The organism is Treponema sp. OMZ 838 (assembly GCF_000775995.1).
In the GTDB taxonomy this organism is placed as follows: Bacteria; Spirochaetota; Spirochaetia; order Treponematales; family Treponemataceae; genus Treponema.
Genome location: NZ_CP009227.1, coordinates 2,525,902 through 2,538,718, shown reverse-complemented (window position 1 = coordinate 2,538,718; position 12,817 = coordinate 2,525,902). Strand labels below are relative to the sequence as shown.

Sequence of the window (12,817 nt, the reverse complement as noted above, 5' to 3'; positions counted from 1 at the left end):
GGGAATGGACTTCAAACGGAAAAAAGATTTTTTAGTCTGTATCGATAGCGACGGCTGTGCTATGGATACAATGAACCTCAAGCACTACCGTGCTTTCGGGCCGGAGCTGGTAAACATATTCAATTTGCAGGATCATGCGGAACCGATTCTGCACTATTGGAATAAGGTAAATCTATTCAGCAAAAAGCGTGCCATCAATCGCTTTAAGGGATTTTTTGAGGTATGCCGGTTTATCGACAAGCATTTTATTCCTATTGACGGATTGGAAGCCTATGAACATTTTCTTAATTCGGGCGGAAAGTTGTCGAACGAAGGCATCAGGGAGGCATATCAAACTGTCGGTCATCCTATTTTTGCACTTGCCGAGCAATGGTCGATTAATGTAAATAAGACTATTGCTGCAATACCTTTGGAAGATCGCATCCCTTTCCCGCATGTTTACGAAAGCATCGAAACCATTTATACCGTTGCCGATATAGCTGTTGTCAGTTCTGCCAATAATGCTGCCGTGACTGCCGAATGGGAGCAAGCCGGTTTAACAAAATTTGTGAACGGTATTTTTACGCAAGAAAACGGCAGTAAAAAGCAAGTGATTGCCTCATTGAAACAGACCGGCGGATATAAAGATGGCTGTATATTAAAAATCGGTGATGCTCCCGGAGATTTACAGGCTGCGCAAAGTAATACCGTGTTCTTTTATCCGATTATTCCTGAAAAAGAAGCTGAAAGCTGGATTCAGTTGAAAGATACCTATATACCGCTCTTTATCAACGGACGGTATGCCGAGTATGAGCAGCAGCTTATTGACCGGTTTTATTCGGAACTTGAAGATTAACTTTTGAGGATTAACCGTGAATCAGTATAGAAAAAATGTATCGAAATTATTAGTACTATTCTGTTTTTTCATTTCTGTAACAGCTCCTGCGTTTACAGAATCGCTGCAGTCTGTTAAAACCAAATATTTTGAAATTATCTATAGGGAAGCATCGGCTCCTTCTGCAGCGCTGCTGGTGGAATACGCCGACGGTTATGCCGATGAGATATGTACCGCGCTACAGCAAAAAATTAAAGGACGCATACCGGTGTATCTTGTATCCGATACGGAAGAACTGAACGGATATTTTACCCGAAAACCATATCGCCGTATTGTCATCTATGATACCGGTATTACGGATGGAACACTTGGCAATTTGCCCGACACACTCTTACAAGTTTTTTACCATGAACTTACCCACGCTCTTACGCTTGACGTTCCTTTTTCTCTTTTAAATATTTTACCGATGTCTTTTGTAGAAGGAGCGGCTGTTTCATTTGAGAGTTTGCATGGACAAGGTCGTTTAAATGATCCCTTGATTAGACAGTATGTAATTCAGAATAAAATCGATGGTCTAACTCCAACGTGGCAGGAAGCTGCAAGTTCACGGGATATGTACCCAACCGGATTATGGCCGTATATCTATGGCGGTTATTTTGCCGACTATTTACAAAAAACATACGGGATGGAGGCGTATTCAAAGCTATGGAAACTGAGCTGGAGACTTTTTATACCGGGAAAATTTAAGTCGATTTATGATAAGGATGTAGGCGCTGCATGGAATCAATTTATCAATACTATTCCGCTGCCGGAAAAACTGAATAAACCTGTTTCCTTTGCTCCTCAGACAAAGAAGTCTGGATATAGCGCTCTTGCAGCTTCTCATGACGGTTTTGCCTATTATGATTTTGATAGTCAAGCTGTGTATTTTACGCACGTAAACATCGATAATACAGACAGTACCATTGCAGCTTCCACACCCGTCAAGCTTTTTACGGCGGATTTTTCGTTAAATCAACTGTCTTTTTCGGAGGACGGCTCTCTTCTCGTTGTCTCGGATTCTGTTGAAACAAGTAGTAAGACATCGCAAAAACGCTCACGTATTTTTGATATGAAAAAACACCGGTTTATCGGTAAACCGATACTATCAAGTATGGCGGCGTGCTTTGTCGACGATCAGACACTCTGTTCAATAATGTTAAAAAATCAATCGTTTTCTGCAGTGTTGATTGACCGCACTACACAGGAAGTTAAAAAAGTTTTATATACGGCCGGTCCCGGTCAATCCTTTGCCTCATTATATAGTCCTTGTTATATCGGAGAAGGGCAGGTTGCCCTTATCGCAGCAAATGGGGTAAAACGTACTATTTTACGTATCGATACCGAAACAGGCAGTCTTTCGGTGTTGCCCGAACAAGATACCCCGTATGCAATCCGCTACTTACAATCGGTAAAAAGCGGTAATGAGTATATTCTTGCTTTCTCTTGGGCTGAGATGAATATGCTCTATCGGCTCGGTCTTTATTACCCTAAAAGCGGCATCGTAAAAACACAGCAAACCGATATTTCCGGCGGTGTATTCTTTCCCATTCTACTGCCGGAGAAACAGCAGCTATCAAATGAAGCAGGTAATCATTCCATCCTTTACGTAGGGCAGCATGCTACCTATCACCGTTTATATACTATGAAGGAAGCGGATCTTACGGTAAAAACTATCCAGCCGGCAGCTATAACTGTTCAACCGGATATACCGGCATCGACCAAGCTTCCTAACCTTGAGCTTCTCAATCCGAGCAGGTATCAGCCGCTCACATGGCTGTGGCGGGCAAAGATACGGCCGATAGCCAATATTCCTGCCAATATACGGCGTTTCGGGGGATACGGTCTCGGGATCAAACTGGCTATGCTTGATCCTACGGAGACAATAGAAGTTAATGCTTCATTGCTATTTCTGCTAAAGCCTTTTTTTACACAAATAAAAGCCGATGCAGCCTATCACTTTAAGCCTATTTCGTTAAATATGAACGTCTTTGATCAACTTGATACAAAGACGTTTACCTACCGTAAAACCGGATTTGGCATCGGTGCAAGCAGCGTTATTCCGCTTTCCTATTCATGGGAAATGTTTAAACTCTCTTATCTGGCAACGGCAGCATGGATAGCGCCTTTATCCGATACCGGTAAAACCTACTATCCGTTCCCATATAAGTATACGGTACTTGCACATGAAGGGCAGCTTTATTACCGAAATGTCCGCAGTTCCCGCATAATACGGTCTCCTTTCTTTGCAAAGGATCTTCAAGGTATCACTATATCAAGCTCTCTTGCTCACGCATACTGCGTTGAACAAAAAGCCAATGCTGCCGTTTTTCAGGCATCGTTTGACGGCTATATCCCTGTAGTACCGCTTCGCTTTACTTTGAGCGGTTATCTTGGATTCAATGCACAGTTTAATCCTTTAAACGGAACCTATTCGCATATTGCCGCTCATTACCCTGTTACGGAAACTAATTATTTTCCCTCTTTTGCGGCATATAATACCGATGCAATGCGGCAGAAATTTGCTTCGCTTGGAACAGGTAAAGTGTCGGGAGGAATATCCGGTGTATGCGATCTTACATTTTTCAGCTATGACGTACAAAACGGCAGCTCTTTCTTACCGCTGTTTATAAACCGTATATCCTTTCATACCGGCTATGCATGGATACTGACAGGGAATTTCGCTTCAAAAGCGCATACCGGCGGCTTTCTCTATTTGGATACCCTCTATATAAACTGCCTTGTGGCATTAAACAGATCGGTGGAGATTGGGGGAGAGTATATGCATCCGGTTCGAACGTTTTTACGGCCGGGAGTTTTCCGATTTGTCGTCGGCGTAAACCTGTAACAAAACCTTTTTCAATGTTGCTAACCGATTCATTCCCGTGCTCCCGGTTTACTCCGCACCCGAACCGGCGGCATCGGTAGCATGTGCCGCAAATTCATCGAGCTTTCTATGCAGGGTTTTACGCCCGATGCCGAGTATGTCGGCGGTCTTCGATTTATTTCCGTTATAGGCGACAAGGGTTTCCATGATGATATGCCGTTCCGCTTCGGCAAGGGGAGTGCCGATTTGGATGCGGATGGAAGAATTCTGCTCCGCTTCGCGTATCGGTTCGGGTAAATCGGACAGGCGGATGGTATCGTCCGAGCTCATCACGACGGCGCTTTCCAGACAGTTCCGCAGCTGCCGGATATTGCCGGGCCAATCATAAGCATAAAGCGCCGCGCGGGCTTTCGGCTCGATGGCGGTAATCTGTTTTGCATTTTCTTCCGTAAATTCCTTGATAAAGGCAGCAATCAGCAGCGGAATATCCTCTTTCCGTTCCCGAAGCGGCGGCACGTGGATGTGGACGACATTCAGGCGATAATACAGATCGCTCCTGAACGTACCGGCGGCAACCTCTTTTTCAAGGTCGCGGTTAGTCGCGGTGATAAGGCGGGTATCAACCGTGATGGACTTTTCGCCGCCCACCCGCTCGAACTGCTTTTCCTGCAGTACGCGCAGTATTTTTATCTGCAAACTCTGATTGATTTCTCCGATTTCATCCAAAAAGATTGTGCCGCCGTCGGCGAGTTCAAATCGCCCCCGCTTTTGACTGACCGCGCCGGTATATGCGCCCTTCTCATGTCCGAACAGTTCGCTTTCCAGCAAGCTTTCCGCAAGCGCGGCGCAGTGTACCTTAACATAGCTGTTATTTTTCCGCGGAGAAAGATTGTGTATCGCACTTGCGATCAGTTCCTTGCCGACGCCGCTTTCGCCGGTGATAAGCACGGAGGCACGGGAGGGCGCCACCTTCCTGATCATCGCAAACACGTGCTCCATCGCCGCGCTCTTCCCGATGATGTGCTCAAATGTTTTATCCGACTGCATCTGCTCGACAAGTTCACGGTGCTGCAATACCAGTTCACGGTTCTGGAGTGCGCGTTTTACCAGCAGGGAAAGCCGATCAAGGTCGAGCGGCTTGGTTAAAAAGTCATAAGCGCCCATACGCATCGCTTCGACGGCGGTTTCGACGGTGCCGTGGCCGGTCAGGACAATCACCGGTACGCCCGGCATTTCCGAACTTACCCTGCGGAGGATTTCCTGCCCGCCGACGCCCGGCATCCGCAAGTCGGTGATAACGAGATCTACTACCTCAGACAGCGCTTTTTGCAGGCCGTCGGTTCCGTCTTCCGCAGTCAGTACCTCATACCCTTCATCCTCAAGCGCCATCTGGAGCCCTTCACGGATATTTTTTTCGTCGTCGATAACTAAAATTTTAAACTTCATGCCTTATACTCCTGTGCTGTGTGTACTGTCGGCGCTTTGTGCGGTGCGGGCCTCCAATAAAAGCGGTTTTTCGCTGCGGGTAATGGGCAGCATGAATGTAAAGCGGGTTCCTTTACCCACTTCCGAATGTACCTGAATATCTCCGCCGTGCTCTTTCATCACCTTATACGTCATCGTGAGTCCGAGCCCGCTGCCGTCCGGCTTTGTTGTAAAATAAGGTTCAAAAATTTTATGCAGTATGTCGGGCGGAATGCCTTTGCCCGTATCGGTAATGATGATATATACCCGCTCTTGATCAAACCGCGTTGTAATGCCGAGTTCTCCGCCCGAAGGCATCATCGCGGCTTTTGCGTTCGTCAGGATATTCATCAATGCTTGCCGTAAAAAGCGTTCGTCCGCTTGAATAATCGGCAGTTCATCGTCAAGCTGAGAGACAAAAGAAATACCGGCAGCGGAAAATTCTTCCTGAAAGGTTGTAAAAAGATTTTTAATCAGTTCATTAACATTGACCGGTGCAAATTCGCACTGGAGCGGCCGAACGGCAAAGAGAAAATCTACGACTATCTTATTTAACCGTTCGATTTCTTCTTCCACTACGTCAAGGTGTTTTTGCGCCTTTGCATTAATCTCCAAATTACACGCTTTAAAGTTTTTCCGCAGCAGCTGCACGTGGATACTGATAGCCGCAAGCGGATTTTTTATTTCGTGAGCAACTGCCGCCGCAAGGTTGGTAAGGCTCGCCAGGTTTTCAAGCCGCCGGTTATTGATTTCTTCCCGTTTCCGCTGCGTAATATCTTCAACGGTGATAATTGTTCCCCGTACCCTTTTTTCTTTAACAAGCGGCAGTACCGAAAGCTCAATGTATTGATTTCCCTCGTCGGCAACGATGACGAATTCCTCTGCCGTTCTGACTTCTTCATTCCGTATCACCGTATGGATAAAATCCGCTAACTTTGCATCGGAAATTGATGTCCACAACGGCCGGTCGGGGCTTTCCGCAAGCGGAATGCCGAGAATCCGCGAAGCAGCTCGGTTGGTTTTTATAATCGTATGATCTGAATCCAGAATGATAACGCCGTTCGCAAGCGAATCCATCATCGCGTCAAAGAGTGCGTAGTCATCGGCAATTAATTGGATAAAAGAGCGTAGTTGCGAATCGTTCATGCGCGGTAGCTTCCGCAGTGCGCGGCTCATAAACTCTCTCATGCGGCAAGTATAGCGCAAAACGATAAAAAGCGCAAATTAGTAAAAATTTACTCTTTCTTTTTGAGGATTTCAGTGTATAATATCCGGTATATGAATAAATTAAAAGCGAAATTGAACAAACAAAATCTCAGGCGTTATTTAGGTTTAATGGCGAGTTATACGGAAATTCTGCTCGCTCTGGTAGTTATTATCGGGATTTTGCTCCTCTGTATTCGGGTTCTTGTACAACTGAAAGGCTTTATCATCAGTACATTTGCCGGTGCGGAGGTTCCGTCATTCGCGGAATTTCTTTCGACTGTATTTGAACTGGTTATCGGTATCGAGTTTGTAAAGATGCTCACAAAACATACGCCGGGCAGCGCTATCGAGGTGCTTTTATATACGATTGCTCGCGCACTCATTATGGATCACAGCAGTATGGTGAGTTCTTTGTTAGGTGTTATCGCTATCGCAATCCTTTTTGCGGTTCGCAAATATTTCAATGATCCTGAAGTGCATAATCACGAAACCGGCGGCGACTATATTGTAAACGGCGGTATCAGTATGAAAGAAGTTAATAAGCGGCTTGATGCCGATTTTGACGAATCGTATGGGCATACCGTTGCAGGATATTTATTCAATTATTTACAGGCAATAGGAAAAGCGCCGACAGTTGGATGTGAAGCTCAAATCGGTGAATATATGTTCCAAGTATATGATATGGAAGGAGAACTCATCCGGCATATTAAGATAACTCCGTTAAAATCATAAAAAATAGTTATAGGGAGGGCTGTATATGTCTGACTATAAATGTTCACGAAAAGATTCTTGCCCCATCCGCTTGGATGCGGAAAAACAGCTCGATTCCATCATTGAAAATATGTTTGACGGTATTTATATCACTGATGGTGAGGCCAATACGCTGCGGGCAAATAAAGCCTATGAAGTGATTACCGGTATTTCCCGCGACGATGTTATCGGTTGTAATATGAAGCAGCTTGAAGAGGGCGGTACTATTTCTCAATCGGGGTCTTTAATCGCTATCAGAACGGGTAAGCCGGTAACATTGCAGCAAAAATTCAGCACAGGACGTCAGGCGCTCATTACCAGTACACCGGTATTCGGACCCGACAATAAAATAGAAATGGTCATCACAAACGTCCGGGATATGACTGAAATCCATCATCTGAGGGAGGAAATAGAATCCCGAAATGAGGAACGGCTGCGCCTGCATAAGGAATTGGAGCATATAAGGACTCAATTTCTTGATAAAACCGATTTTATTGCAGCCGATAAGGTAACGCTTTCGATTATCCGTATGGCGGATAAGGTTGCCCCGCTTGATACAACGGTGATGATCAGCGGTGAAACTGGTGTGGGAAAAGAAGTATTTGCCCAATATGTCCACAGCCGAAGCCGCCGCAATAAAAAATCATTTATCAGTGTAAACTGCGGCGCTATTCCTGCCAATCTGATAGAAAGCGAACTGTTCGGCTATGAACGGGGCGCTTTTACCGGTGCCGATAAGAACGGCAAGGCGGGGCTTTTTGAGGTTGCCGACCAAGGAACTATCTTCCTCGATGAAATCGGAGAGCTGCCGCTGAATATGCAGGTAAAGCTGCTGCGGGTTTTACAAGAACATGAGGTAAAGCGTATCGGTGGCACAAAACCCATTCCGGTAGACATACGCGTCATTGCGGCGACAAACCGTAACTTAGAAGAAATGGTGAAAAAAAAGAAGTTCCGCAAAGACCTGTATTACCGGATGATGGTGTTTCCCCTGCACATTCCACCGCTCCGAGAACGCCGCAACGACATTATCCCACTGGCGGAACTGTTCCTTGAACAGCTCAACCGGAAATATGCATTCCGCAAATACTTTTCCGACGCAGCGCTCCGGCTGATGGTTGAGTACGAGTGGCCCGGAAATATCCGCGAACTGCGGAATATTGTGGAACGGGCGGTTATCGTTACCGACAGCGACGAGATTACTGCAATGAATACGTTCATTACTCCGTGTAAACAGCAGGCGGAACCCTTATATATACCGGTAAAGCAGCCTGACAGCGTACATGATTTAAAAGCCGCCCTTGCGGATATAGAAGCGGAGTATATCGACTTTGCCTATAAAACATACGGAAATGTGCGGCTTGCCGCCGAGAGTCTTGGTATGTCTCATGCAACCTTTGTCCGCAAGCGTCAGCGGCATACGGCCTCTCGCGAGATAAACGAAAAACCCTCAGCATAACGGAGCAATCAAAACCTTAATACTACCGACTCCTTGATTTTATCAATCATTGTCTGTATGCTTCTAGCGTATATGCAAGGAAATACCATAACCTTGAGGAGTGCAGCATGATATGTCAGATATGCGGAAAGCATAATGCCTCTATGCTCGTGCGGCAAATTATAGACGGAAAAACAAAAGAACTGTATATTTGCAGATCATGTGCTAAAAAGCACCATCTTTACTCTGATAACAATGAAATGCATCTTTCACTTAAAGCTATTTTTGACGGGCTTGTACCTCAATTAGACACTTCGGAAGAAGCAAGGGATAGCGTCCACCCTCTGGTGTGTCCCGATTGCGGGATGCCGTTTAGCCGTGTCAAAGAGAAGAAAATCCTCGGCTGTCCTCGCTGTTTTTTTTATTTCCGCGATACCGTATTAAAACTCATGCAAGAAACTTCCGGAGAGGTTTTTTACGCAGGAAACCTGCCCTTAAAAACGGAAACGTTTTCGGACACGGCGGTCTCATTGCAGCATCTTGAAGAGGAACTGCAAAAGGCGGTAGAAAATGAAGAATATGAACTGGCTGCATACCTCCGCGATAAGATAAAAGAGCAGGAGGTTTCAACCTAGATGTTTGCATCTTCGAATGCATGGTATACCTATTCCGGAAACGACAACGATACGGTTCTTTCTTCACGGGTACGTATTGTACGGAATTTAAAGAACTATCGCTTTCCGCCGACGCTCGAAAAAGAAGAAGCGGAAACGGTGTATCGGACTGTCGTATCCGCATTTCAAGACCTGCCTCCTTCCGACGGATTTCATCCCATTCGGCTTGATACCTTGGATGCAATAGCAAAAAAGATTTTTGAAGAGCGGAATATCATTCCTACCAATCTGGAGCGGAATTTCGGTACGGGGGTTATTGTCCGTGATGACGGTATTCTTTCGGCAACTGTGAATGTGAAAGATCATATTAGACTTTCAGCGTTCTATGCAGGTTTTGAACTGCAAAAATGCTTTACGCTGGGAAAGAATATCATCGATACATTGGCTGAAACGCTGGAATTCAGTGCCGTGCAGGATTTCGGGTATTTATCTTCGGATGTGATGAATATCGGGAGCGGAATGAAATGTTCGGTTCTGTGTTCGCTGCCCGGTCATTCGCTGACGAACAAAATACAGGGAAAGATAGAGGCGCTGACAAAGCAAAATTTTGAAGTACACGCTTATTATGCGCAGAATACCAAACGGCTGCTCGGTTATTTGTACCTCATTTCTACTAAAAGCGCCGCGGGCTATACCGATGAGGTGCAAATCAGTATGATAACGTCTGCGATTCGGGAACTCATCAATGAAGAGCGGGAATTGCGGGATTCGTTGGTAAAAACGCAACTGTGGCGTATTCAAGATGATGTCATTAAGGCGTTCAGTATTGCGAAAAATGCGTACTTGCTCGATGTAAAAGATACGATAGACCTTGTATTCAAGATAAAACTCGGTATCAATCTCGGCTTTATCGAAGGTTTAAGTCCGGAAGCCTGTCTCGCGCTTCTGTATCAAACTCAAACCGCCCATATCGCCTTTTTGATGTTGAACGGCACGTTTCATCTTGAAGAACCCTTTCAGCTTGATGAACTCCGTATTGAGCGTATCCGCGCGATTTTAGTACAGGAGATCTTAAAACGGGCTGAGCTGCGGATACAAAACTCCGCAAAAAACGGACTGTAGAAACGGGAGATACATGATGCATACTCTTTCACAGAATCTTTATGAATTGTTAACGGTTTTTAGCCAGCAAGAAGCTCGGCGGGTGAATGCCGACACGGTAGAACCTGAACATATACTGCTTGCGCTCATCACAAAAAAACTGGGGCGCGGATACCGCTTATTGGAGAATCTCCATGTCAATTTTTTGACCCTGCAACTGCGGCTGGAGCAAAGTACACCGATACGGGAAGGCGAGCCGGTGAGGGGAGAAATTCCTTCATCAAATAGGGTCAAACAGCTTGTCGATACCGCTGCCGCTCAAGCCCGGATTATGCAGCAGGAAGCGGCAGGAACGGAGCATCTTATTCTGGCCTTTGCTCAGATACAGGAGAGTATTCTTGCGCATTTCTTTTTACAGCAGGGAATTTTTCTGGATGACGTACAGCAGACCATACATCAACTGCACGGTACGGATACGCGGCGCGATAAGCAGCAGCAGGAAAAAAAGAAACACAGCGTATTATCCGAATTCAGTAGAGACCTCACGCAGATAACCCGAGAAGGCCTCCTCGATCCGGTTATCGGTAGAGAGCGGGAAATGCGCCGTGTGATGCAGATTTTATCCCGCCGCAGTAAGAATAATCCCGTCTTAATCGGAGAACCCGGCGTTGGAAAAACCTCGATTGTCGAAGGGCTCGCGGCGGCGATTGTGAATGAACAGGTACCTCGCTCGCTGTTCGGGAAGCGGGTTATCTCGCTTGACCTTGCCTCCGTCATTGCCGGCACCAAGTACCGCGGGCAGTTTGAGGAACGCATCAAGCGCATCATCAAAGAAGTCAGCGAGGCTAAAAATATCATTCTATTTATCGACGAGCTGCATACCCTCATCGGTACCGGCGGCTCGCAGGGTGCGCTCGATGCGGCTAATATCTTAAAGCCGGCGCTTGCCCGCGGAGAAATACAGTGTATCGGCGCAACAACGCTTGACGAATACCGCAAGTATTTTGAAAAAGATTCCGCCCTTGAGCGGCGCTTTCAGTCCGTGCTGATTAAAGAGCCGACAAAGGAAGAAACGTGTGCGATTCTCGGAGGGCTTAAAGCCAAGTATGAGCAGCACCACCATGTTCACTATTCCGACGAAACCATTAAAAAGATTGTGGAGCTTTCGTCCCGCTATATCCCCGACCGTTTCTTCCCCGATAAGGCCATCGACGTGATGGACGAGGCGGGCGCTTTGAAGAAAATGGATACTACCGAGCTGCCGCAAAATATCACGACCATCGAACAGCGGATTGCGGAGCTTGCCGGCGAAAAGAAGGACTTGGTTGCAGTACAGGATTATGAACGGGCGGCTGTTGTGCGCGACGAAGTAAAGCTCTTAAAAGTTCAGCTGGAAAAAATCAAAATGCGGTGGTTGAACCAAGAAAACGAAACAATGCTTGAAGTAGACCCTGCCGACATTGCCGAAACCGTCTCTTTAATGACGGATATTCCGCTCAAGAGTGTCGGCTCCGACGAGGCAAAGCGCCTTGCCGAAACCGAAAAAGAGCTGCATAAAACCATTATCGGACAGGATGAGGCAATCGGTATTATCGCAAATGCTTTGCGCCGTTCCCGCGCAGGAATTGCCTCAGCTGACCGGCCTATCGGCTCGTTCCTCTTTTTAGGACCGACGGGGGTAGGGAAGACGCTGCTGGCAAAGGCGCTTGCCGAATTCCTCTTCGGCTCTGCGGAATCCCTTATCAGGGTCGATATGAGCGATTACATGGAAAAACATGCCGTTGCACGCTTGGTCGGAGCGCCTCCGGGATACATCGGTTTTGAGAACGGCGGAATGCTGACGGAAAAAATCAGACGGAATCCGTATTCGGTTATCCTGTTTGATGAAATCGAAAAAGCGCACCCCGATGTCTTTAACCTGTTATTGCAGGTGCTGGAGGAGGGGGAACTGCGGGACAGCCTCGGCCATACGGTGAGCTTCCGGAATACGGTGATCATCCTTACCGGTAATGTCGGCACGCGAAATTTGATGGACGAACCGCTCGGCTTTGCACGGGAAGAAAACCGCACCATCGACTATCAGGGCATGAAAAAGTCCGCCGAACTGGAGGCAAAAAAAATCTTTAGTCCAGAATTTTTGAACCGGCTCGATTCGCTGATTGTCTTTACCCCGCTTTCGGAAAAAGAGATAGAAGCTATTTTCGAGTTGGAGCTTTCCAAATTAACCGGCCGCCTCGCTGCAAAACAGTTACAGCTTCGAATCACTGATAATGCCCGCGCCTATTGTATAAAGCACGGCTATGATCCCTTGCTCGGCGCTCGGCCGATGCGCAGGCTGTTGCAAACCGAAATAGAAGATGTCCTCGCCGTCAAAATCATCACAGGGGACTTTACCCCCGGCACTACCGCTGTTGTCGATACTGATGGAAACGCACTTACGATAAGCATTCAAACCGACATACCGGCTATTCCGGCAACAATCATTACCTTACTTCCTGCCGTCTCCACGGAACCGCAGGAAGGGTAGTTAAAACAGTGCTTCCGGCATTATCGGAAGCGCTGAA

At 46.6% G+C, this 12,817-nt stretch carries 9 protein-coding genes; 7 read left to right on the top strand and 2 right to left on the bottom strand.

Annotated features, from left to right (window positions below):
- Positions 1-4: 4 nt before the first annotated feature.
- Together QI63_RS11440 and QI63_RS11435 are read left to right on the top strand one after the other, a co-directional pair.
- The gene (locus QI63_RS11440; protein WP_044016535.1) at positions 5-835 is read left to right on the top strand and encodes an HAD hydrolase-like protein; all 831 of its coding nucleotides are present in this window, start codon (positions 5-7) and stop codon (positions 833-835) included.
- 16 nt (positions 836-851) lie between these two features.
- On the top strand, positions 852-3,701 hold the full coding sequence (locus tag QI63_RS11435) for a hypothetical protein (RefSeq protein ID WP_044016533.1): 2,850 nt from the start codon (positions 852-854) through the stop codon (positions 3,699-3,701).
- 48 nt (positions 3,702-3,749) lie between these two features.
- Here QI63_RS11435 and QI63_RS11430 read toward each other — a convergent pair whose 3' ends face one another.
- Together QI63_RS11430 and QI63_RS11425 are read right to left on the bottom strand one after the other, a co-directional pair.
- A complete protein-coding gene (locus QI63_RS11430; protein WP_044016532.1) occupies positions 3,750-5,126 on the bottom strand; it encodes a sigma-54-dependent transcriptional regulator in 1,377 nt (458 codons plus the stop codon).
- Between the two features lie 3 nt (positions 5,127-5,129).
- Entirely contained in the window at positions 5,130-6,332 is a 1,203-nt protein-coding gene (locus tag QI63_RS11425; protein ID WP_235619704.1) for a two-component system sensor histidine kinase NtrB, read from the bottom strand.
- Positions 6,333-6,422: 90 nt separating this feature from the next.
- Here QI63_RS11425 and QI63_RS11420 point away from each other — a divergent pair, with 90 nt between their 5' ends.
- The 5 genes from QI63_RS11420 (at position 6,423) to QI63_RS11400 (ending at position 12,780) form a co-directional block, all read left to right on the top strand.
- On the top strand, positions 6,423-7,082 hold the full coding sequence (locus QI63_RS11420) for an HlyC/CorC family transporter associated domain-containing protein (RefSeq protein ID WP_044017378.1): 660 nt from the start codon (positions 6,423-6,425) through the stop codon (positions 7,080-7,082).
- A 25-nt stretch (positions 7,083-7,107) separates the two neighbouring features.
- Complete coding sequence (locus QI63_RS11415; protein WP_044016528.1) at positions 7,108-8,559, top strand: sigma-54 interaction domain-containing protein; 1,452 nt, start codon at positions 7,108-7,110, stop codon at positions 8,557-8,559.
- Between the two features lie 107 nt (positions 8,560-8,666).
- Entirely contained in the window at positions 8,667-9,173 is a 507-nt protein-coding gene (locus tag QI63_RS11410; RefSeq protein ID WP_044016526.1) for a UvrB/UvrC motif-containing protein, read from the top strand.
- On the top strand, positions 9,174-10,274 hold the full coding sequence (locus QI63_RS11405; RefSeq protein WP_044016524.1) for an ATP--guanido phosphotransferase: 1,101 nt from the start codon (positions 9,174-9,176) through the stop codon (positions 10,272-10,274).
- Between the two features lie 13 nt (positions 10,275-10,287).
- Positions 10,288-12,780: an ATP-dependent Clp protease ATP-binding subunit gene (locus QI63_RS11400; protein WP_044016522.1), complete on the top strand. Its 2,493-nt coding sequence runs from the start codon at positions 10,288-10,290 to the stop codon at positions 12,778-12,780.
- Positions 12,781-12,817 lie beyond the last annotated feature (37 nt).

Coding starts and splice junctions, on each gene's coding strand:
- QI63_RS11410 (WP_044016526.1), top strand. CDS start 8,667: ATGATATGTCAGATATGCGGAAAGCATAATGCCTCTATGCTCGTGCGG.
- QI63_RS11400 (WP_044016522.1), top strand. CDS start 10,288: ATGATGCATACTCTTTCACAGAATCTTTATGAATTGTTAACGGTTTTT.
- QI63_RS11430 (WP_044016532.1), bottom strand. CDS start 5,126: ATGAAGTTTAAAATTTTAGTTATCGACGACGAAAAAAATATCCGTGAA.
- QI63_RS11405 (WP_044016524.1), top strand. CDS start 9,174: ATGTTTGCATCTTCGAATGCATGGTATACCTATTCCGGAAACGACAAC.
- QI63_RS11440 (WP_044016535.1), top strand. CDS start 5: ATGGACTTCAAACGGAAAAAAGATTTTTTAGTCTGTATCGATAGCGAC.
- QI63_RS11415 (WP_044016528.1), top strand. CDS start 7,108: ATGTCTGACTATAAATGTTCACGAAAAGATTCTTGCCCCATCCGCTTG.
- QI63_RS11420 (WP_044017378.1), top strand. CDS start 6,423: ATGAATAAATTAAAAGCGAAATTGAACAAACAAAATCTCAGGCGTTAT.
- QI63_RS11425 (WP_235619704.1), bottom strand. CDS start 6,332: ATGAGAGAGTTTATGAGCCGCGCACTGCGGAAGCTACCGCGCATGAAC.